Annotated in this window: 17 protein-coding genes; 5 read left to right on the forward strand and 12 right to left on the reverse strand. The window is 46.0% G+C overall.

The features are described 5' to 3' along the window. The 5 genes from parE to nudF form a co-directional block, all read right to left on the reverse strand. Positions 1–1881 (reverse strand): DNA topoisomerase IV subunit B, encoded by a 1881-nt coding sequence (gene parE / locus R8O11_RS00630; RefSeq protein ID WP_262662366.1) that lies wholly within the window; start codon positions 1879–1881, stop codon positions 1–3. A gap of 249 nt (positions 1882–2130) precedes the next feature. Further along, the gene (yqiA, locus tag R8O11_RS00635) at positions 2131–2715 is read right to left on the reverse strand and encodes an esterase YqiA (protein ID WP_033906085.1); all 585 of its coding nucleotides are present in this window, start codon (positions 2713–2715) and stop codon (positions 2131–2133) included. Between the two features lie 47 nt (positions 2716–2762). Next, positions 2763–3569 carry a 3',5'-cyclic-AMP phosphodiesterase gene (gene cpdA, locus R8O11_RS00640; RefSeq protein ID WP_047101984.1) on the reverse strand — a complete coding sequence of 269 codons (807 nt, stop codon included), beginning with the start codon at positions 3567–3569 and terminating at the stop codon, positions 2763–2765. Between the two features lie 61 nt (positions 3570–3630). Further along, positions 3631–4074, reverse strand: a complete 444-nt coding sequence (locus R8O11_RS00645; protein WP_017633603.1) for a DUF1249 family protein — start codon at positions 4072–4074, stop codon at positions 3631–3633. Next, complete coding sequence (gene nudF / locus R8O11_RS00650; protein ID WP_017633602.1) at positions 4074–4724, reverse strand: ADP-ribose diphosphatase; 651 nt, start codon at positions 4722–4724, stop codon at positions 4074–4076. The genes R8O11_RS00645 and nudF overlap by 1 nt, the downstream gene beginning before the upstream one ends. A gap of 229 nt (positions 4725–4953) precedes the next feature. Here nudF and tolC point away from each other — a divergent pair, with 229 nt between their 5' ends. Continuing rightward, the gene (gene tolC, locus R8O11_RS00655; RefSeq protein WP_005379884.1) at positions 4954–6282 is read left to right on the forward strand and encodes an outer membrane channel protein TolC; all 1329 of its coding nucleotides are present in this window, start codon (positions 4954–4956) and stop codon (positions 6280–6282) included. A 178-nt stretch (positions 6283–6460) separates the two neighbouring features. Here the strand turns inward: tolC and hldE are convergent, their stop codons facing one another. The 3 genes from hldE to R8O11_RS00670 form a co-directional block, all read right to left on the reverse strand. Beyond that, on the reverse strand, positions 6461–7891 hold the full coding sequence (gene hldE / locus R8O11_RS00660; RefSeq protein ID WP_017633601.1) for a bifunctional D-glycero-beta-D-manno-heptose-7-phosphate kinase/D-glycero-beta-D-manno-heptose 1-phosphate adenylyltransferase HldE: 1431 nt from the start codon (positions 7889–7891) through the stop codon (positions 6461–6463). A 67-nt stretch (positions 7892–7958) separates the two neighbouring features. Continuing rightward, entirely contained in the window at positions 7959–10802 is a 2844-nt protein-coding gene (gene glnE, locus R8O11_RS00665; RefSeq protein WP_318193832.1) for a bifunctional [glutamate--ammonia ligase]-adenylyl-L-tyrosine phosphorylase/[glutamate--ammonia-ligase] adenylyltransferase, read from the reverse strand. A 113-nt stretch (positions 10803–10915) separates the two neighbouring features. Then, complete coding sequence (locus R8O11_RS00670; RefSeq protein ID WP_005379890.1) at positions 10916–12172, reverse strand: methyl-accepting chemotaxis protein; 1257 nt, start codon at positions 12170–12172, stop codon at positions 10916–10918. 105 nt (positions 12173–12277) lie between these two features. On the opposite strand from R8O11_RS00670, the gene R8O11_RS00675 reads away from it, so the two are divergent. After that, positions 12278–13051, forward strand: a complete 774-nt coding sequence (locus tag R8O11_RS00675; RefSeq protein WP_005387432.1) for a potassium channel family protein — start codon at positions 12278–12280, stop codon at positions 13049–13051. A gap of 41 nt (positions 13052–13092) precedes the next feature. Here R8O11_RS00675 and R8O11_RS00680 read toward each other — a convergent pair whose 3' ends face one another. Further along, complete coding sequence (locus tag R8O11_RS00680; protein ID WP_005379894.1) at positions 13093–14625, reverse strand: inorganic triphosphatase; 1533 nt, start codon at positions 14623–14625, stop codon at positions 13093–13095. Positions 14626–14837: 212 nt separating this feature from the next. Between R8O11_RS00680 and R8O11_RS00685 the strand changes: the two genes are divergently transcribed. The 3 genes from R8O11_RS00685 to R8O11_RS00695 all read left to right on the forward strand — a co-directional run bounded on the left by R8O11_RS00685 (position 14838) and on the right by R8O11_RS00695 (position 17699). Further along, positions 14838–15518 (forward strand): TIGR00153 family protein, encoded by a 681-nt coding sequence (locus R8O11_RS00685; RefSeq protein WP_005379896.1) that lies wholly within the window; start codon positions 14838–14840, stop codon positions 15516–15518. A 131-nt stretch (positions 15519–15649) separates the two neighbouring features. Beyond that, a complete protein-coding gene (locus tag R8O11_RS00690) occupies positions 15650–16909 on the forward strand; it encodes an inorganic phosphate transporter (protein WP_005379898.1) in 1260 nt (419 codons plus the stop codon). A gap of 178 nt (positions 16910–17087) precedes the next feature. Continuing rightward, on the forward strand, positions 17088–17699 hold the full coding sequence (locus R8O11_RS00695) for a TIGR04211 family SH3 domain-containing protein (RefSeq protein ID WP_005379900.1): 612 nt from the start codon (positions 17088–17090) through the stop codon (positions 17697–17699). A gap of 88 nt (positions 17700–17787) precedes the next feature. Here R8O11_RS00695 and ggt read toward each other — a convergent pair whose 3' ends face one another. The 3 genes from ggt to R8O11_RS00710 all read right to left on the reverse strand — a co-directional run bounded on the left by ggt (position 17788) and on the right by R8O11_RS00710 (position 22094). Next, on the reverse strand, positions 17788–19518 hold the full coding sequence (ggt, locus tag R8O11_RS00700; protein ID WP_033906083.1) for a gamma-glutamyltransferase: 1731 nt from the start codon (positions 19516–19518) through the stop codon (positions 17788–17790). A gap of 273 nt (positions 19519–19791) precedes the next feature. Further along, the gene (locus R8O11_RS00705; protein ID WP_053306868.1) at positions 19792–20478 is read right to left on the reverse strand and encodes a general secretion pathway protein GspB; all 687 of its coding nucleotides are present in this window, start codon (positions 20476–20478) and stop codon (positions 19792–19794) included. Continuing rightward, positions 20478–22094, reverse strand: coding sequence for an ExeA family protein (locus tag R8O11_RS00710; RefSeq protein WP_053306867.1), 1617 nt, complete (start codon positions 22092–22094; stop codon positions 20478–20480). Before R8O11_RS00710 ends, R8O11_RS00705 begins: the two co-directional genes overlap by 1 nt. Positions 22095–22135: the final 41 nt, after the last annotated feature.

Below are 22135 nucleotides of genomic sequence, written 5' to 3' on the forward strand. Positions count from 1 at the left end.
TTACACCTCTGCCAAGTCGCCGTTGTTTTGTAGCCAAGAACGACGGTCATCTGCACGCTTTTTACCTAGCAGCATGTCCATCATTTCCATGGTCGCCGTAGAGTCGTCAATGGTTAACTGCACTAAGCGACGCGTGTTCGGATCCATGGTGGTTTCACGCAACTGAAGTGGGTTCATCTCACCCAGACCTTTGAATCGTTGCACGTTGATTTTGGCTTTCTTCTTCGACAAGCGCTCTAAAATGCCATCTTTTTCATCGTCATCGAGGGCGTAGAACACTTCTTTCCCGCAGTCGATTCGATACAGAGGCGGCATCGCCACATAGATATGACCCGCTTCCACTAGTGCGCGGAAGTGACGAGTAAATAGAGCACAAAGCAGCGTTGCGATGTGAAGACCATCCGAGTCCGCATCGGCAAGGATACAGATCTTACCGTAACGAAGACTCTCGAGGTTGTCGCTATCTGGGTCAATACCCAAAGCAACAGAGATATCGTGTACTTCTTGAGACGCAAGAACTTGATCGGCAGAGACTTCCCACGTGTTCAAGATCTTACCACGCAGTGGCATCACAGCTTGGAATTCACGGTCACGTGCCTGTTTTGCCGAGCCACCCGCAGAGTCACCCTCCACAAAGAAGATTTCCGTGCGACTTAAGTCCTGTGCAGAACAGTCGGTCAACTTACCTGGCAGTGCCGGGCCGGACGCTACTTTCTTACGTACGACTTTTTTCGCCGCTCTCATACGACGGTGCGCGTTAGCGATACAGACTTCTGCCAATTGCTCTGCGAGCTGAGGCTTTTCGTTCAACCAAAGACTGAACGCATCTTTTACAACGCCAGAGACAAATGCCGCGCTTTGACGAGAAGAGAGACGTTCCTTGGTCTGGCCTGCAAATTGTGGATCTTGAATTTTAACCGACAGCACGTAAGAACAGCGGTCGAAAACGTCATCACCCGTTAGCTTCACACCACGAGGTAATAGATTACGGAACTCACAGAATTCGCGCATCGCTTCCAACAAGCCTTGGCGTAAACCATTAACGTGCGTACCACCTTGAGCGGTTGGGATCAGGTTAACGTAGCTTTCGGTGATCATCTCACCGCCTTCTGGCTGCCAAATTACCGCCCAGTTTGCCGCTTCAGTATCCGCCAAGAACTCACCAGTAAATGGTTCTTCAGGAATAACTGGATAGCCTTTTACACCTTCCGCAAGATAGTCTTTAAGACCGTCTTCGTAGTACCACTTATAGTCTTTGCCATTAACTTTGTCGGTTAATGTGATTTCTAAGCCCGGGCACAAAACCGCTTTTGCGCGCAGGTTGTTGACTAGGCGCGTCACAGAGAAGTTAGCCGAATCGAAGTACTTCGCATCAGGCCAGAAATGTACGCTGGTACCGCGATTGCGACGACCACATGTGCCAGTTACGGTCAGATCAGACACTTTCTCGCCGTGTTCAAATGCAATTTCATACACTTGACCATCACGACGAACTGTTACTTCAACGCGTTTTGACAACGCGTTTACTACAGATATACCTACCCCGTGCAAACCACCAGAGAATTGGTAGTTTTTGTTAGAGAACTTACCACCCGCATGTAGCTTACATAGAATTAGCTCTACGCCTGATACTTTCTCTTCTGGGTGGATATCAACAGGCATGCCTCGACCATCATCGATCACTTCGAGTGATTGGTCAGCATGTAGGATGACTTGTACTTTTGAGGCATGTCCGGCTAGCGCTTCATCGACACTGTTGTCGATAACTTCTTGGCCCAAATGGTTTGGGCGCGCTGTATCCGTATACATCCCTGGTCGGCGACGTACTGGCTCTAAGCCATTCAGTACTTCAATGGCACCAGCATTATATTGTTCAGTCATAATACGGAATTATTCTCAAAGTTTACTTGTTGCCTGAGTATCACCAATGGGCGTACCCATACTCAGGAAACGAAAAAGCCACCCTGTTCACATCACTAAGAGTTTATAAACATGATGCATAACAAAGTAGCCAGGGTCCTCGACCCTTAAGATCTTTTGGCAAAACATAGTCGGAAAGCATACCGCCCATGTCAAGAAACGGTTGGATATATCAATAAAAACTATGAGCCTTTTCCAATCGCTTTCGAATTACAGTTCTAGAAATTCGATAATCTGTGCAGGATAACGCTCAAAGCCTACAAAACTGTGATCACCGCCTTGTTCTACTGTTTGCTTAGCGTCTGCAAACTTATCTACCGCTTGTCGATAGTCTAAAACCTCATCTTCTGTTTGTTGCAATAACCAAAAAGAATGTGGCGACGCGATGCTTTGTACATCAAGAGCTTTTAACTCGTCAATATGACAAGCTTCAAGTGTATAGGTTTCATTCGTATATGGGTTAGTTTGCTTACCCAAATAATCTACTAGCAACTCATAAGGCTTGACTGCGGGGTTAACCACTACCGCTTTAAACCCAAACTTGTCATTTAGCCACGTTGACATAAAACCGCCTAATGAGCTGCCCACTAGACCAATTTTATAGTCATCTTTATATTGCTCGATAATATCCAACAACATTTTCGCCGCTTGCTGAGGATAACAAGGTAACTGGGGAACAATCACCTTGATATCAGACCTATGTTGCTCGCAGTAGGCTCTCATCACATTCGCTTTCATGGAGAGTGGAGAGCTATTAAAGCCATGAATATAGAGAAGAAGTGAAGGTTTACTCATAGATATCTCGCACAAAAAAGCGAGCCCGAACAGAGAGCTCGGGCGCGTTAGTAGCCGTTAGAAGAGAAGTCTGGTTGGAACTGGCCATCAGGAAGCCGACCTACTTGGGTCGTAATATCGCCACAAGCGTGTAGTTGCAGCTCCCGCCAACCAGGCGAAGTGGTATCAAGGGCAAAATCATCCGAGTTAGGCTTAAACTGAACACAAGTTGAGGGTGTTGCCATCACTCGAATGCCCTTGTGAAGCACATTCATATCTTGATGAACATGGCCACAGAGAATGCCTTTCACGTTATCAAAACGCTCGACAACCTGCCAAAACGCTTCGGCATCTTTTAAAGTATGTTGATCAAGCCACGCGCTTCCCACCAGTAACGGGTGATGATGCAACAAAACAAGTGTGTGTCTTTCTGGGTGTTCGGCTAGCTTTTCTTCGAGTAGCGTTAATTGCTGATCACTCAAGCGCCCATGAGGAACGCCAACCACTTGCGAGTCTAAAAGAATTAACTGCCAATACTCGCCAAGCAATACATGCTCTGCGGCTTTGATTTGTGGCGAAGGCAAAACACTGCCCATATTAGGCTTGTAATCATGATTACCAGGTAGCCAAAAACAGTCTTTCTCTAGCGGTTCAATGCCGTTGGCAAAGCGCTGATAAGATTCTGCACTATGGTCTTGGGAAATATCGCCCGTCGCCAAAATGTAATCAAACGCCACGTTGCGGCGTAAAACATCAGCAACAACAGCATTAAAGCTATCGACTGTTTTTACGCTTAGCAAACTTCCCTCATCGGCAGCAAACAGATGAGTATCCGTAATTTGTAAAAGTTTGATGCTGTCACTAGATGATTGCAAAATGAAAACCTGATTCGTCCACTATATCGATATTTGTTATTTTCCTTTAGTGACGTGACGATCAATTGAAGGCAAGTGGTGTTCTACTGATACCACTTCGTAAACAAAACGTCAGCCATTCACCGAGGAATGTGTTTAATTGATGCTTTTCATCTTTCTGCATCAGTTGGTCATTGGGATAATCATACTTAGCTTTTATGCGAGAGAACTCTCCGCTTGAGCATACTTCGGCTACTCTCGCATCATGATAAAGCCTGACAGACATCGTCGGTAAAGGAAACACTGGCGTTTCATCACTCTGACATATCTCAACAACTGTGGTGTATTTTGTGATTTCATTCACGGTCAATTGGTAAACCATGTTCGCCGCTTGGTAGCAACGTACATCCCCAACTTCGGCAGAAGCAGGCAATAAGGCGTTCAACTTAGCGTAGTTGGTCTCATAGGTTCTCATAAGACCAGCCAAATCAACATGATATTGTTGTTTTTCAGCCAATTGTGCCATTACTCACTCTCCACCGTTTGGGATAGTCCCCATTCTGACTTTAACTCTTGATGGTGTAATTGCAGCCATTGCAACGCAATAATCGACGCACCATTTTCAAATTTTCCGTCCTTCACCCATTGATACGCCGTTTCACGACTCATGACATGAACGCGGATATCTTCATTCTCATAGTCTAAACCATGAATGCCGTGCGCTTTAGACGCATCCACTTCACCAACAAAGACGTCTAGCTTTTCCGAGCAACCACCAGCCGAAGGATAATAGGACGTAACAGGTACAACGCGCCCCACCTGAATCCCCGCTTCTTCGACAGCCTCTCGACGAATTACGGCTTCAGCAGATTCATCGCGGTCAATCATACCGGCGACAATTTCTAGCTGCCAAGGGTGTTCATGTTCCAACGCGCCAATACGAATCTGTTCAATGATTACGACCTGGTCCGTCTTTGGATCATAAGGAAGCATCGCTGCTGCGTGACCACGCTCGAACATTTCTCGTTCGACAACTCCACTCCAACCACCAGCAAATAGCCTATGCTGAAAGCGGTATTTCACCATTTTGAAAAAACCTTCAAATAAGGTTTCTTTCGAGATGACTTTTACATCTCGCGAAGTAAAATCTTGTTGTTGTTTGTCACGCTGTTGCATTCAACACCTCTCTGAGTGAATCCTGTAGTTTACTCATTGTTATTCGCTTGCTCAAAGGACTTGGCTCAACTTTTTGTATAATAGTTACAAATTAATTTAAGTCTTTGCTAAAAATTTATTGCACAAGTGGATAATTACGTGTAAAAAAGTGCAAACTTTAGAGTAAATATCGTGCAAATTGAGTTAAACTACTGAGAATTAACCAATCTATGGACCGCGGGAATAGAAAATGAAAAAATTGCTTCCACTATTTATCAGTGCAGCGCTAGGTAGCATGAGTACGTCTGCGTTCGCAGACTCTTTGGCTGAAATCTACGACTTGGCAAAACAAAATGATCCACAATTGCTCAGTGTAGCAGCACAACGTGACCAAGCTTTCGAAGCAATCACCTCAAGCCGTAGTGCTCTATTACCACAGATCAACCTTACTGCGGGTTACAATTTAACTCGTGGTGATACTGAATACGATTCAAATCTAATTAGCGACGTATCAAACGATGGCAACGCGCTAACCGCTGGCGTTAGCTTTTCACAAGCACTTTACAACCGCGCATCTTGGATCTCTCTAGATACTGCTGAGAAAAGTGCTCGCCAAGCAGACGCAACTTACGCAGCGACGCAACAGGCACTGATTCTTCGCGTGTCACAAGCGTATTTTGAAGTTCTACGCGCACAAGATAATCTTGTTTTCGTACGTGCAGAAAAAGCCGCGGTTGGCCGTCAACTTGAGCAAACTAAACAGCGTTTTGAAGTAGGTTTGTCTGCAATCACTGACGTGCATGACGCACAAGCTCAGTACGACCAAGTGCTAGCGGACGAAGTGTTGGCAGAAAACGCGCTAACTAATAGCTACGAGTCACTGCGTGAAATTACAGGCCAAGAGCACAAAGATCTCAACATTTTGGACACTGGCCGCTTCACTGCTAGCCCATCGACCGTACCAGCTGAATCCCTCATTGATGAAGCAAAAACCAAAAACCTGACCTTGCTATCTTCACGTATTCTTCAAGACATTGCGCGTGACAATATTTCACTAGCAAGCTCTGGCCACCTACCAACGCTCTCTCTAGACGGTGGTTACAACTACGGTGATACTTCTCATAGCTCTCGTGACAACACGACAGACAACTTCAATATTGGTGTGAACCTTGCTGTACCGCTATACACAGGTGGTAACGTAACCTCTCAAACCAAACAAGCTGAATACGCGTACGTGGCAGCAAGCGAAGATCTTGAAGCACAGTACCGTAGCGTAGTCAAAGATGTTCGCGCACAAAACAACAACATTAACGCCTCTATCGGCGCATTACGTGCGTATGAGCAAGCGGTTATTTCTGCACGCTCTGCACTAGAAGCAACAGAAGCTGGCTTTGATGTAGGTACTCGTACTATCGTTGATGTACTGGACGCGACTCGTCGTCTATACGATGCGAACAAAAACCTATCGAACGCTCGTTACGACTATATTTTAAGTGTTCTTCAGCTACGCCAAGCAGTTGGTACGCTAAGCGAACAAGACATCTTAGACGTTGATGCAGGTTTGAAAGCGGCAAAATAACCGCGAATTGAATACTTCAGGTCTTAATAAATAAAAAACGCCAGTTGAGTTATCAGCTGGCGTTTTTTATTACTTGTAGTTCAGAGCTTAAAAGTGCCTCTGAACTAAAAGTATCAAAAAGGCCGCACTTAGCGACCTTTATGAGCAAATAGCATTTCAATGCTAACAAACAGCAGGCTTAGCCCTTACCGCCTTTGATTGCATTAATGATTTCACTGGTCGAGCAGCCATCTTCAAAGTTCAATACACGAACTTCACCACCCGCCGCAATGACTTCTTTACCACCAGCAATCTCTTCTGGTTTGTAGTCACCGCCTTTTACTAGCAAGCTTGGTAGAACTTCTGAGATCAAACGCTGCGGCGTATCTTCACTAAATGGTACAACCCAATCCACAGCGCCCAAACCTGCCAACACCGCCATGCGGCGATCGGTTGGGTTTACCGGACGACCAGGGCCTTTAAGGCGTTTTACTGACTCATCGGTATTTACCGCAACGATTAGGCGATCGCCCAGTTCAGCAGCATGGTTTAAGTAAGACACATGCCCAGCGTGCAGAATATCAAAGCAGCCATTTGTCATAACGACTTTCTCGCCACGAGCACGTGCTTTTTTCACCGCTTCGATCAATGCTTTTTCTGAAATCACACCGTAATCCGTGTCTTGGCTGCCATGTACCGCTTCTGCTAATTCAATCTCAGAAAGCGTTGACGTGCCTAGTTTACCAACCACAACACCTGCCGCTGCGTTCGCTAAAGCGCACGCTTCTTCAAATGATTTGCCTGCGGCAACAGACGCTGCCAATACAGAGATAACCGTGTCGCCCGCACCTGTCACGTCGTACACTTCTTTCGCTTGAGTTGGAAGGTGGAACGGTTCCTGACCACGACGAATCAAGGTCATTCCGTTTTCGCTGCGTGTCACTAAAAGCGCTTCAAATTCAAACTCTTCAACCAAAGCCAGTGCTTTCTCTACTAGCTCTTGGTCAGATTTCACTTTACCTACAACGTCTTCGAACTCTTTCATGTTTGGCGTAAGAAGTGTTGCGCCACGGTAGCGTTCAAAATCCGCACCTTTCGGGTCAATGAAAACCGGAATATTTGCTGCGCGCGCTTTTTGAATGTATGCCTGAACATGCTCTAACGAACCTTTTGCGTAGTCAGACATAATCACGGCTTTAACGTTTGGCAGTGCGGCATCCATACGTGATAGCACAGGTGCAGAATCTGTGTTTTCAAACTTGTCTTCGAAGTCGAGACGAATAAGCTGTTGTCCACGGCTCATTACGCGAAGCTTCGTAATCGTTGGGTAATCAGGCAGTGCAACGAAATCGCACTTCACATTGAGCGAGCTCAGCGTCTCCGTCAGCACTTTTGCAGGCTCATCTTCCCCAGTTAGACCAACAATGTGAGCATGGCCACCTAGTGATGCGATGTTCATCGCAACGTTCGCAGCACCACCAGGACGCTCTTCATTGTTTTCTACTTTTACAACAGGAACCGGCGCTTCAGGAGAAATGCGCCCGGTTGGGCCATACCAGTAACGATCTAGCATGACATCACCGATGATGAGCACACCAGCGCTGTTGTAATCAGGTAGAATTGGTTTCATTGTTGGTCTCCAAAAATTAAATCGAAGTGAGTTTATCACAGCCCTTATCGAGGCTAAATATATGGTCTTAACTGAACCACTGATTCCAAGCCTGTTTTACCCACTCCCTTTCGGCAACAAACTTATCTTCCACCACATCAGCGTCTAAATTGAGTAGATTTCGGCGGTGTATTTCGTTGCGCATTGTCGTGTAAGCACGTATCAACTGCATTGCTTGGTCTTCGTCCATGACATTTTGCGCAATGAGCGTTTCAAAGATGCGCACATTATCACACCAACGCGTCAATTTCGGCTTATCGTGACTATAGTTGAGCACTAGGTACTGAGCGAGAAATTCGATATCGGTAATCCCACCTACATCTTGCTTGAGCATAAAGCGGCCTGGCTTTTTCCCCCCAAGATGACCGCGCATTTTTTCTCTCATTTCGACAACGTCTTTTTTCAGTTCAGCTTGATCGCGTGCTTTGCACAACACATCATGCCGCGTATTGTGAAATGCAATCGCCAGTGGTTCATCACCATAAATCATGCGCGCGCGGACAAGTGCTTGATGCTCCCATGTCCACGCGTCTTGATGTTGATAGTCGTCGAACGCGTCCGTTGGGCTAACCAACAAACCCGATGCACCGGACGGACGCAATCGGGTATCGACCTCGTATAAAATACCGGAAGCGGTGCGAGTGGAGAAAATATGAATGATACGCTGTGCTAAACGAAGGTAGAACTGACGACCATCAATCTCTTTTTTGCCGTCAGTGTAGACATTGACTGGGCAGTCATGCATGAAGACAATATCCAAATCGGAGTTATAGCCGAGCTCCCACCCTCCGACTTTACCATAACCAATTACAGCAAAGCCTTTACCTTCACGATCTTTCACATGCGTTGGCTCGCCGTACTTTTCAGACACTTGCAACCAAGCCTGACTGATCACCGCATCCACGATAGCTTCCGCTAAATAAGTTAAATGGTCACTCACTTTCATCACTGGCAATGCGCCAGCAATATCTGCCGCTGCAATACGCAAAATACAAATTTGCTTAAACTGACGCAACGCTTCCATTTGCTGTTCCATATCATCTTCAGGAATACGCGCCAAATAATCACGCAGCTCTGTACGGTAACTGTCTAATGGAATGGGATTGTATAGCTGCGCAGGATCGATCAACTCATCAAGCAAGATAGGATAACGAGACAGCTGCTCTGAAATCATTGGGCTTGCGGTACACAAACGTACGAGCTGCACCAGAGCCGCTGGATGCTCATCCAATAATTCCAAGTAAGTTGTGCGAGTGCAGATGTTGTGTAGCAAGTGAAGTACACGAGATAAACCAAACTGTGCATCAGGATGGGCAAAGACCGCATCAAACACTTTCGGCATCAAACGGTTGAGCACTTCGCGTCCACGTGGGCCTAACGTTTTTTTGGCCAGATCGGTTTTAAAGTTGATGATGGTTTTCGCGCATGAAGCAAAGTCTTCAATCTGAATATCCTGCTGCAAGATATGATCAAGAACGTCTTGTTTGTCGGCCATATCCCATAGCTCATGAAAATGACGAGCAACAGTAGTCCCCTCGTCTTCTTCATCATCACCAATTAGTGATTCAAAAACTTGGTGAACATTTGCCATATGCTGCTGGGTTTGCTCAATTAATTGCTCCCAACAGCTCATTTTCATCGCAGTGGCGAGCTTTAAGCGTTCGGTTTCGCAATCAGGCAGCGTCTGGGTTTGCTTATCCGCCATTGCTTGCAACAAGTTTTCTAATTGACGCAAGTACTTGTATGCAGCTTCTAGATCGCTGATTTCTTTTGGAGTAAGCAATGCCAGTTCTTCAATGCCTTGCAGCGTTTCCAACAGCCCTCGATTACGCAAAGAAGGCTCTCGACCACCTCGAATCAATTGAAAAACTTGAGCGATAAATTCAATTTCTCGGATGCCACCCGCACCTAGCTTAATGTTGTTATTCAACCCTCGGCGGCGAACCTCGCTACTGATCATCGACTTCATTCGTCGCAAAGATTGAATCGCACTGAAATCAATATAACGACGAAAAACAAAAGGGCGCAGCATTTGGCGTAGCTCTTGATACTGCGGGTACATCTCACATCCCATCACCCGAGCTTTGATCATCGCGTAACGTTCCCAATCTCGCCCCTGTTCTTGGTAATAATCTTCAAGTGCGGCATAGCTCATTACCAAGGGGCCACTTTCTCCAAATGGGCGAAGTCGCATGTCGACGCGGTAGCAAAAACCATCGAAGGTTTGTTGGTCGAGCGCTTTGATGATGCGTTGACCAAGACGAGTAAAGAACTGGGCATTGGCAATGCTTCGGCGTGCGCCTTGGGTTTCACCATTCTCTGGGTACGTGAAAATTAGATCAATATCGGAAGAAAAGTTTAGCTCGCCACCACCCAGTTTCCCCATGCCGATAATTAACATCGGCTGCACTTCACCGTCCTCACTTGTTGGCGTGCCCCACTCCTGACAACACACTTGATATTGCCATTGATAGGTTTCAAAAATCATCGCTTCTGCCAACTCAGATAAGTGGCTTAAAGACGTCTCTAGAGACCATGCATGCGTGAAATCCTTCCACGCAATGTACACCATTTCTCGATTGCGAAACTGACGCAATACGCGATGACCAGACATCTCATCAGGACATTGTTCCAACAGTTCAGCAAGGCGTGAGCGGTAAGACTCCTGACGACTTGGCTGCGCTAACATACTTGGCAACTCACGGGCTAGGACTTCATCGCGATGAATGGCTTCGGTTATAAATTGGCTTAAGCCCGCCACATAACGAAATTGCTGCGCAACCTCATCGGGCCAAAGGGGAAAATAACCTGCGTCTTGGGCGTTTTGTACGGCAGATTCAGCGATAGAAATCAGTGGCGAAGGCAGCTGCATTTTTCTTCCTTGTTTGAAAAGCACGGTAACTCATTCTTTATACCAGACTGAAAGCAAATAAAAACGCCCACAAAAGGTTTGTGGGCGTTTTATCAAAAGTTCGGGATCGAATATTAAACTTGGAAAGATTTGATCTTCTTGTCTAGCTCACCTGCATTATTTTGCATCATTTCAGAGGTTTCTAGCAGCTCGGTAACAACAACAACTGAGGCTTCCACCAACTCACGTACATTGGTGAGGTTTTGGCTCATCTCTTCTGCAACACTGCTTTGCTGACCAGACGCCGTCGCGATCTGGAAGTTCATGTCATTGATTTGCGTCACTTGCCCAACAATACCATCGAGCTCAGATCCAGCATTAGAAACCAGCTCGTTTCCATCTGCCGCTTCTACAACGCTTTTTTCCATGAGTTCTACCGCAGATTCAGCACTGGTTTGCAGCTGTGCGATCATCTCTTGAATTTCTACCGTCGCTTGTTGTGTGCGTTGGGCAAGGTTACGAACTTCATCTGCAACCACAGCAAAACCCCGCCCAGCCTCGCCAGCTCGCGCCGCTTCAATCGCCGCATTCAGTGCAAGCAGGTTGGTTTGTTCAGAAATGCCTTGAATCGTCCCCACAACGCTACCAATGGCTTCAACACGTTCTTCAACTTGGTTAACCGCTTGTGCCGATGAAGCGATATCCGATGAAAGTTCACTCATTTTCGCCATTGTACTTTGCAAGAACTGCTGACCAGAAATTGCTTGCGCGGAAGCTTGCTCTGTTAGAGAAGATGCCGTCTGGGCATGTTCCGCAACCGTTTGGACCGTCGACGACATTTCACTCATCGCCGTAGCAAGTTGATCAATTTCGTTAAACTCTTCTTGCGCCGATTCCTTCGTTTCCGACATGCTCAGTGTCATGACTTCGGTGAGCGTTGATAATTCATCAGACGCATTAATTTGCATTTGAATCACATCGTGCAATTGTCGACGTGTCTTTTCTAATTCACGTGCCACGTCTCCGTATTCATCTTTACAATCCATACCAAATGGAACAGAGAGGTTCTTGCTCGCCATCAGTTTGATCGCGTCGCTCAGATACTGTGTTTGACGCAACATCACTCTAGCCGCCGCTAATAAGAGCACGACAAAAACCACTATCAATAAGGCGGTTTGCCAAGCAACTTGCGTTAAGTATGCTTCATAATGCTGTTGGGCAACTTGCGCGTTTTGTGTCGCCGCTAAAAGTGAGTCGTAAAAAGTGTTTGCGTCCCACAGTTGTTTTGCCACGATCAGGACAGTACTGAAGACCATCAACATGACCATTTTAGGCACCAGTCGAATGTCGGATATGACCCTTTCCCATGGCTTAAATGCCAGCTTTTCCATTGTCAGTTCTCCACCGAGTCTTATATAGTCTTTATCTATAATCTTTATATTACTTATAGTTATGTTCGCGCTTTGCGTGGTTACGCGATTTATTTTGAGCTTCGTATGAAAAACAATGATATCAAAGACAGCACACGACCGATGGGCCTGTTGTCACTAATATTGTCTTTTATGGCACTATTTGTGATCTCTGGCTTGTTGTTTTTCCCGATCGATCACGAAACCCGTCAAGTTCTTATCGGTCTGGATTTCATAATCTGTAGTATTTTTCTACTACAGCTCACCATTGATTTGATCCGGTCCACAGATCGCTGGTTATTCCTTAAACGTCATTGGATAGATTTCGTGGCGAGCATCCCATTGATAGAGCCCCTGCGCTTTGCTCGTATTTTTCATATTATGCGAGTGGTATTAGTACTGCGTTCGTCAAAGTTCATTTTGCATCAGCTCAAAGAAAACCGCCGCGAAACCACGGTCGCCTCTATACTGCTATTGATGGTTATCCTCATAACACTCGGTTCTAGTGCAATGCTGTTTATCGAAGCGAAAAACCCAGAAGCGAATATTCGTACTGGCGCCGATGCTTTGTGGTGGGTATTTGTAACAATCTCAACGGTTGGTTACGGCGATCATTATCCAGTGACCTCCATAGGAAAGTTTTTGGCTGTCATCATCATTGTTTGCGGGGTGGGTATCTTTGGTATGATCTCGGGTCTTATCACCTCTATCCTTACTGCCCCAACGAAACAACAGACGCACAGTTCAATCAATAAAGAACGTATGCTCGAGCAGCTCCTAAGCCAACAAGCGCAAATACTAGAACGACTCGATTTCATGGAAAAAGAGCTACAACAACGTAAAACAGAGACAAAAAAATAGGACCATGCGGTCCTATTTTTTTGTTCTTATCACCAGAACGATCATTCACGCCAATAAGGCTGAACTTCCACACTGATCGCTCGGGTTTGATCCATTGCATGCAAAATTGAGCGCTCTTGACGGTGCAACCAGCGTTCTAACTGCTCTTTTTCTGCGTCTTCCAGCATATCAACCAACGGGAGTAAGTGGTTCAGCATTAGCAGATCATCGATACCATGCACTAGATCCGCCCATGGTAAACGGAAGCTGTTACGCTCATCCGAGTTATACAAACTCGCGAAACCAATACCAGTATAGAGGTTACGCAATAAGCGATAACGCTGATCAACGTACTCTTGCGCCGTCAAATCGCGCTCTGCTGGGAAAGCTTCCATTAGCTCAGCCCAAGTGCGATCGAGCTGAGTAACTGAAAACGGCATGATGTTACTTGCCATTTTTTCACGTGCTTTTTCATCAAGAAATGGCTGCCAACCGCGCGCTAAGATCCAGCGGCTTAGATCCAGCAGTAACCCTGTGTAACGCGCGGAATTGAGCAACCCTAGCACTTCTTCACGGCTTGGCAACTCTTGTAACTGCTGAGTCAACTCAGATACTAAGAACTTACGCGCATCCAACTTGCGCAGCACATTGCCTTTGTCATCTAAAAGCTCTTCAAGGTGTGCATGCTCATCTAACCAACTCAGTTCTTCTTCCAACCATTTAAGCTCTTGGCGCAGAATCGCACTCGCGCGACGAGGGACAATCCCGCCAAAAATAGTCAATGTTTGACGAATGAAACGAATGGCATTACTGATTTCACGCAGTGCTTCCACGCTGTCACGCTCAGCATAAATTTGCTCGTGATAATGCCAATGAGACAAAGCGTGCTCTAAAGAGTTGATCAAGCAAAATTCAACGGTATCCGTCGGACTACTGTCCACAAGTGCCAATGATTTTACTTCATCACCCGCATAACCGCTTGCAAGTCGATAACCTTTCGCCGCTTTGCTCAAGTTACCCAAGCGCATACCACCTTGCTCGCAAAAGCTGCGTGCCAGTGTGAATAAAGCTTCGGTTTGGCCAGACTTAAGTTCCAGTTCAACTTCGCAAATTGGCTCTTGCTTCTCTTCTTCGTCTTCACCTTTGGCTACAACTAAGCCTTGGTCAAAAGCAACTTCAATCTGACTGCCATCGGGCATGCCAATCAGCCATTGTTCACGTGTGAAGTTGGTCGAGAATAATGGCATAAGCTCGGATTGCAGCGTTTCTGCATCTTTACCTGGAGGCCAAATATCTAGAGGATGAAGCGACAGATTAGGCTCGTCGCTAGTGTGCTCAGCATTGTATTCTGGTCTTTGATGTAAGCCTGCGACGACGCGTCCTGCTGTCTTTACGGTTTGGACGAATACATCATCAAAACGGCGAATTCTTAAACCAATGTCGTGCTTTCGAAGCCATTTATCGGCAGTATCAAAATAGGTGTTACCCAAGTCACGACAACTATGCTGAAGTACTTTTGTCTCAGAAATTTTTTCTTTTAAAGTTTCTGAAAATTCAGGAGAAACAAAAAACTTCAGTTCTATTTCGGTTTCCATAGCTATACCTTTCAAAGCAGATAGAAACAGGATATTGCGTAATTTCTCACACGGCAAGAGAGAAATATCGCCGGAATGATGATCTAAAACAGTTTTAATGAGCGATTTAATGCGTTACCATGCGCGCCTTTATAGCCATCGTTCAACATTTCGCCAAGCACTCAGAAATGGTGTATGTTTTTTTAAGGTTATAGTTATTAGGTTGAATGACCATGCCAGTAAATACAATTATGGGGTTATTTGCAAAGTCCCCAATTAAGCCTTTGCAACGCCACGTTGTGTGTGTCAACGAATGTTGTTCACACTTGGTGAAATTCTTTGAAGTATCTTCAAAGGGTGATTGGGAAAAAGCAGCAGAAATCCGTGCACAAATTTCTCACCTAGAGAAAGAAGCGGATGTGCTGAAACGTGAAATCCGTCTAAAACTGCCTCGCGGTTTGTTCATGCCAGTCGACCGTACTGACATGCTTGAGCTTTTGACTCAACAGGACAAACTTGCAAACCTGGCAAAAGACATTGCTGGCCGTGTATATGGTCGTCAACTTGTCATCCCTGAGGCTCTCCAACCAAACTTCCTCGCTTACGTTCAACGTTGTCTTGATGCTGCCGATCAGGCGCAAAAGGTAATCAATGAACTTGATGAATTGCTAGAAACCGGCTTCAAAGGCCGTGAAGTGACGCTCGTCGCTGAAATGATTCATCAATTAGACGTTATCGAAGATGATACCGATGCCATGCAGATTGAACTTCGCCAACAGTTGATGGTGATTGAAGCTGACATGAACCCTATCGATGTCATGTTCCTATACAAGATTCTTGAATGGGTAGGTGGTATTGCCGACCAAGCGCAGCGCGTAGGTGCTCGTTTGGAAGTCATGCTATCTCGATCTTAAAACATAAAGTTAACGACATAACGAAGAGCATAATTAACACGTGTCATAGGGACGATGACTATTTTCATCGTCTTATGGTTTGGCGCGCGTAAAATTTTGTTCCGCTTGTTATAAAACAACTAGGTATTACGATGGATATCCTTGCGAACTACGGCACTGTCCTGATTATTGTTGCAGCGATTTTTGGTTTCATGATGGCGATTGGTATTGGCGCGAACGACGTTGCTAATGCGATGGGTACATCTGTAGGTTCAAAAGCGCTAACTGTAAAACAAGCTATCATCATTGCGATGATCTTCGAATTTGCAGGTGCTTACCTTGCAGGCGGTGAAGTAACCGACACTATCCGTAAAGGTGTAATCGAAACTTCTTTATTTGCTAGTCAACCAGATGTTCTTGTCTACGGCATGATGTCTGCGCTTTTAGCAGCAGGTACATGGCTGCTTCTTGCTTCTTACATGGGCTGGCCAGTATCAACGACTCACTCAATCATCGGTGCAATCATTGGTTTTGCATGCGTATCAGTAGGTACTGAAGCGGTTGACTGGGGCAGCGTTCAAGGCATTGTTGGTAGCTGGATTATTACGCCAGTGATTTCAGGTTTCTTTGCTTACGTTATCTTTGTCAGCGCACAGCGCCTGATTTTTGATACAGAGAACCCTCTGTTTAACGCGAAACGTTTTGTACCCGTTTACATGTTCATCACAACAATGGTGATTGCACTTGTAACCATCAAAAAAGGTCTAAAACACGTTGGTCTTCACCTTACCAATGGTGAAGCCTGGATGTGGGCAGCAGCAGTTTCAGCACTTGTGATGATTGGCGGCTACGTATACATCCAGAAAAAATTCGCTAATCGCGAAGAAGACCGCAGCTTTTCTGGCGTGGAAGGTATCTTCAGCGTTCTGATGGTTATCACCGCTTGTGCGATGGCATTTGCACACGGTTCAAACGACGTTGCAAACGCCATTGGTCCACTGTCTGCTGTCGTATCGACTGTTGAACACATGGGCGAAATCAGCACGAAAAGCACCATCGCTTGGTGGATTCTACCTCTTGGTGGTATTGGTATCGTGGTCGGTCTTGCAACACTAGGTCACAAAGTAATGGCAACCGTTGGTACAGGCATCACTGAGCTAACGCCTAGCCGCGGTTTTGCAGCACAGCTAGCAACAGCATGTACGGTAGTTCTAGCGTCTGGTACAGGCCTGCCAATTTCAACCACTCAAACATTGGTTGGTGCGGTTCTCGGTGTTGGCTTTGCTCGTGGTATCGCAGCACTGAACCTAGGCGTAGTTCGTAACATCGTGGCATCATGGATCGTTACACTACCAGCGGGTGCGTTATTGGCCGTAGTATTCTTCTACGGACTTCAAGCGATGTTCGCTTAAGACACTCGTCAATAGAATGTAAGCGCTTTGTCATTATTGACTCAAACGCACAGAAAGGGAGGCTTTGCCTCCCTTCTTTGTTGCACCGAGGTTTGAAACTGCATACTATTCGTCTATTTCCGGCTCCAATCATTCGGTGCCAACGCTGTCTCCAAGAAAAATCGTTAAGGGATTTACTGTGAAAAAACTAATCATCACGGTTTTGTTTACTTTGCTAGCAGCGCCAGCGGCCCTAGCAGCAGACCGTTATATTTCTGATGACCTCTTCACTTTTATGCACTCAGGTCCAAATAACACCTACCGTATTATCGGTAGTGTTAACGCCGGTTCTAAAGTACAACTGATTAAAACCAACCGAGATACTGGCTATACGCAAGTTCGTGATGACCGTGGTCGCACTGGTTGGGTACAAAGCAAGTTTGTGACAAACCAAGAGAGCATGGCAATTCGCCTTCCTCGCATTGAGAAAGAGCTAGCCGAAGTAAAAGAGCAGCTTGCTAATGCTCGTCAAACTTCTGATGCAGAGAAAGCCGGTCTTGTTACCTCTCTCGAAACACGTAACCAACAAATTTCAGATCTAGAAAATAAATACTCTGAGATCAGCGATCAGCTTACTTCTGTTGAAACAGAAAACCGCGAGCTACGCGCAAAACTGGATACACAAAAAGATGACATGCTGCTTAAGTACTTCACTTATGGCGGCGGTGTTGCAGGTTTAGGTTTACTATTTGGTTTGATTCTTCCGCATGTCATGCCTCGTAGAAAGCGCTCTCCTGCGGGTTGGGCATAAACCCTTACGCTTTTATCTTTAAAAAGAACGCAAAAGCCAGTCGATATTGACTGGCTTTTTAGTTTGCTTCGTTTGATAGAAGTGAGTACTACTCCCCCATTGAACTAGAGGCTCGACGACGATCCGTTGCGCCATAAAGCTTGCCATCTTTTAGCTCAATTGCATTCAAACCGCTTACCACTGGAATAACGTGCACTGGGTAGCCAAGCTCCATAAACTCAGGCACCAACATTTCTGCGAACGTTTTCTTTTCCACCAGCAAACCAGTCGGGTCATAAGACTTGGTGCGGTCTATCTTAGTGCCATACTGGATGTTTGGTAAGTCAATAGCCTCTTGCGCTGATAAGTTCCAATCCAGCACCCCAACCACGGTTTTGAGTACATACCCCGGGATTTGTGAACTACCTGGTGACCCAACCACCAAACGCAAGTTATCATCACTGTCCATCACCATTAATGGCGTAATAGCCGAACGTGGACGCTTGCCCGCTTCAATTGAGTTTTGCGTAGGTTTGCCGTTAACCGTTGGCTGAGGTGAGAAATTAGCCATCTGCGCGTTCAAGATAACGCCATCGACCATCACACCCGAGCCCATACCCGTTCCTACCGTACTAGTCATCGCTATTGCATTTCCATCTCTATCTACGATAGAAATATGCCCTGTATCTTTGCTCTCGAAGCCTTGATATTGCGCATACTGAGTTTGCGTTATCTGTCCTGCTTTTGGATCCTCTTCTGAAGTGCCATTATCGGGGATTAAATCACGTCTCTGATCTAGATAGGCTTTAGACAACAACTGTTCAACTGGCGCTTCCACATAATCCGGATCTCCGGCATACGCAATACGATCGGCTTTTGCAATTCGCATCGCTTCAGTCATGAGACGCCAAGGTTCCACATCCGTTTTCGCCATATGGGCAATGTCATAGGGTGCAAGCAGTTCAAGACTCTGAGCGACCATCACACCACCCGAAGCTGGGTAACCAAAAGAGACGATTTTATTCCCACGGTAGTCGCTCTCAATGATGTCACGCTGCTTCACTTGGTAATGTTTAAAATCTTCTAAAGACAACTTCTCGTGTTGGTCATCAATACGACTATTAACCGTCTCTACGATGTGCTGACCAAGCTCACCACCATAAAGGTAACTATCGCCTTGTTGCGCGATCTTCCTCAGCGTCTCAGCCATCTTAGGGTTCTTCATCAAGGTTCCCGTCGGCTTAATATCATCCCCTTGCCAATACAAGGCTTTCACTTCCGGATCTTGCTCAAGTCGGCTTTGCTCTCTTACTACGATGTCGTAGGTGTAGCTGTTCATCGCGTACCCATTGCTCGCCAATGTAATCGCCGGCTTAATCAGCTCTGCCCATGGCAACTTGCCGTATTGTTCATGAGTGGTGTAAAGCAACCGCAACGTGCCCGGAACCGCAACAGAACGAGGGCCTAATATTTCGTTGCGACTGAGTACTTCCCCATTCTCAACAAACATTTCAGGGTTCGCGCTAGAGGGCGCTTCATCTCGACCATCAAGGGCCAGAAATTTTTTCTCGTCATGTTGATAAAACAGCGCGAAAGTCCCGCCGCCAATTCCGGTCATATCTGGCTCAACGACAGACATCACCATCTGCATCGCGACCATAGCATCAACAGCGTTACCGCCTTCTTTCAATATTGAGTAACCGGTACTGCTCACGTAAGGATTCGTCGCACTGACCATGAAATCTTGCCCGCGACTATCTGGTGTAACTGGGAATGGGTCTGGCTTTGCTGCATAGCTTGTCGATGCAACAATACTTAAAGAAAAAATCAGAATACGCATGTGTCTCTGTTTAGACTCCTATTATGTGATGGGGTCTAACGTGGACCAAGTCATTACTCCGAAGTTCGTGAAGATGGTGTCTTTTTACACAACGCTGACTGGAATCGCGCTATCAATAGATGAATGATATTGGTGCTATTTAAACGACTGAGAAAAGCTATATTTTGCTTGTTTGAGTATCTAAAAATCATCACCAGAATAGATGCAAAAGATGCTCTGAAAAATAAAAAGCCAGCGATATGATTTCGCTGGCTTGATGTGTTTCTACAAGAGTTACCCTTTCCACTCATACAACGCTGGTATACGAATTTGCTCACCTTGGAACTCAACAATCACCGCTTGCGGTTGTATTTCTCTTAGAGTGACCTGATCATCAACGACATCCCCTTGATGATACTCAACATTGTTAATTTTCACCCAACGGCGATTTTCATCACTAGCGTACATATGGGTTTGCAAATTAAGCGCAGGTAGACGCCCTTGCCACTGGTGAGCGTTGCGCTCTAAATCGTTCACGCGTGCCGTTTGTGATGACGAATTGTCATCATCTCGGGATAAGGCATTTTCGACCTTCCTAGCTAAATCAGGAGATAATGAGGATAAATCCAGATCATCCAAAGACAACCCGAGGTCCTCTTCAGCAGCAGAAGTCGTTTGGGTTGATGCTGAGTTGCGTGTTTCATCTCTGCTTGGTGTATGGCTCGTGTATTCATCGGGGGTGGTAAATGTACCAAAATCACGCGATAGCTCTGCACTTGGCCACTCTCTTGGCAATTGGGCCAACTGGGTGTTCTCTGGATAGTCTAATACTTTGAAAGGTGATACCACTTCGACCTTTTCTATCAGGGACGTTGTATCTACTTCAACACTCGGTGCAAAGAGATCTAAGTACCAAGCGACTCCAATAGCAGAAGCAGTGATTGGCAGCAAGAACAGACCTATATGTTTCACAGCTGACATTATGCGTCCTCCTTCTCGATTCTCGCCAGTTGAGGCGCATCTGGCTGAACATTTTGCTGAAGTCGGTCTAGCGTTCGCTTACCTGCAATACCATCGACACCAATTCCTTGCCAACGTTGAAATAACTCGACTCGCTCTTTCATCGCACCATCAAAAATAGACGTTTCAAGCAGTGGCTCACTCACCGCTTCTGCTAATAATCGGTCTAATACTTCAATCGCAGGGCCTTCCATGTCTAACCGTAATGTTTCATTCAGCGGAGCATGCCGCAGTTCGATAATATTGCCCTGCCACAACGGCTTTAGCCACGAAACTGGCAGACGCAGACGCTGCTTGCCATTGAGCACTTCAGCTTGGTCATTACCGACGGCATATAGAATGACATACCCAACATCACCTTGATAATTCAACTCCAAGATCACAGGGCGATTTTGTTGCATCAACAGCGGCCAAGTCGCCATTTTACGCTCACAACGCATAGTCGACTGCGGTTCTGACAAACAAAGATTATCGCGAACCGATGCTTGATACCCCCACAAACGATACAAATCATTTACAGCAAGGTTCGACTGTTTTTGTGTTAACAATAAATCACGCTGCTCATCCGTTAACTGTTGGCTTACGACGGTTGGTGTTGGCTCTACTCTTGGCTCCTTCACTTGTGTCAACACTGACGTCGCTTGAGCTGGCATATAATTCACGACCGCCCACCCCGTACTTAATGCAGCAATAAGGCCTACCGTGACAGAGCCCCAAGCAGGCCAACGGAAAGTCCGGCGCTCTTTTTTATCTTGCTGATAAATATCTGCCTGAAACTGCATCACCTCTTCACAGGCCTGCTGAACGGTTTGCTTATCCACAACCACATTACCCTGGTGATAACTAATGTTGAGGGATTTGTCACAGATAAGGTTGATGAGCCGCGGTATACCGTGACTGTATTTGGCTATAAGTTTACAAGAAGCACGATTAAACAGTTGCTGGTCGCCACCTGCTGTATGTAGTCGAAATGCGATGTAATCTTCTGTCTCTTTTTCATCCAACGGCAACAGGTGATAACGCCCGGTAATACGCTGGGCAAGTTGGCGTAGTTGTGTTGTTTGTAATAACCGCTGCAATTCAGGCTGCCCGACCAACAACACTTTGAGCAATTTTCTGGTATCGGTTTCCAAGTTGGTCAACAATCGCAACTGCTCTAGAACGTCGGCAGCAAGGTGTTGAGCCTCATCAATGACCAGCAATGTCTGCCAGCCTGAACGATAATTACGCAGCAAATATTGATGGATAACCTGGTTTAGCTGTTTGAGGTTTGCATCTGGCGGATAGGTGATTTTGAACTCATCACAAATGGCTTCGAGCAAGTCTCTACTCGAAAACGTGGGATTGAGAATAAGACCCGCTTTGGTGTTATCACCCAAATTCGCCAGCATCGCTTTTGCGACGGTCGTTTTGCCTGTACCTACTTCGCCAGTAAGCATAGCAAAGCCACCGCCATCGCCTAGCCCAGCTTGGAGATGTGTGATTGCCTCTTTGTGACGCTGGCTTAAATACAAATAACGTGAGTTTGGAACAATCGAAAATGGTTGTTCGACAAACCCAAAAAAGTCCTTATACATTAGGCTCTCCAGCTAAAAAACCACCTGGGAATAGTCAGACA

This window comes from Vibrio sp. 1288, from assembly GCF_033344475.1.

Bases quoted from the DNA above. Each gene is read 5' to 3' on its own strand.
- glnE (WP_318193832.1), bottom strand. From the start codon at position 10,802: ATGCAGCTGCCTTCGCCACTGATTTCTATCGCTGAATCTGCCGTACAA.
- R8O11_RS00690 (WP_005379898.1), top strand. From the start codon at position 15,650: ATGGATATCCTTGCGAACTACGGCACTGTCCTGATTATTGTTGCAGCG.
- R8O11_RS00705 (WP_053306868.1), bottom strand. From the start codon at position 20,478: ATGTCAGCTGTGAAACATATAGGTCTGTTCTTGCTGCCAATCACTGCT.
- parE (WP_262662366.1), bottom strand. From the start codon at position 1,881: ATGACTGAACAATATAATGCTGGTGCCATTGAAGTACTGAATGGCTTA.
- yqiA (WP_033906085.1), bottom strand. From the start codon at position 2,715: ATGAGTAAACCTTCACTTCTTCTCTATATTCATGGCTTTAATAGCTCT.
- R8O11_RS00710 (WP_053306867.1), bottom strand. From the start codon at position 22,094: ATGTATAAGGACTTTTTTGGGTTTGTCGAACAACCATTTTCGATTGTT.
- tolC (WP_005379884.1), top strand. From the start codon at position 4,954: ATGAAAAAATTGCTTCCACTATTTATCAGTGCAGCGCTAGGTAGCATG.
- nudF (WP_017633602.1), bottom strand. From the start codon at position 4,724: ATGCAACAGCGTGACAAACAACAACAAGATTTTACTTCGCGAGATGTA.
- R8O11_RS00645 (WP_017633603.1), bottom strand. From the start codon at position 4,074: ATGGCACAATTGGCTGAAAAACAACAATATCATGTTGATTTGGCTGGT.
- R8O11_RS00670 (WP_005379890.1), bottom strand. From the start codon at position 12,172: ATGGAAAAGCTGGCATTTAAGCCATGGGAAAGGGTCATATCCGACATT.
- ggt (WP_033906083.1), bottom strand. From the start codon at position 19,518: ATGCGTATTCTGATTTTTTCTTTAAGTATTGTTGCATCGACAAGCTAT.
- hldE (WP_017633601.1), bottom strand. From the start codon at position 7,891: ATGAAACCAATTCTACCTGATTACAACAGCGCTGGTGTGCTCATCATC.
- R8O11_RS00680 (WP_005379894.1), bottom strand. From the start codon at position 14,625: ATGGAAACCGAAATAGAACTGAAGTTTTTTGTTTCTCCTGAATTTTCA.
- R8O11_RS00685 (WP_005379896.1), top strand. From the start codon at position 14,838: ATGCCAGTAAATACAATTATGGGGTTATTTGCAAAGTCCCCAATTAAG.
- R8O11_RS00675 (WP_005387432.1), top strand. From the start codon at position 12,278: ATGAAAAACAATGATATCAAAGACAGCACACGACCGATGGGCCTGTTG.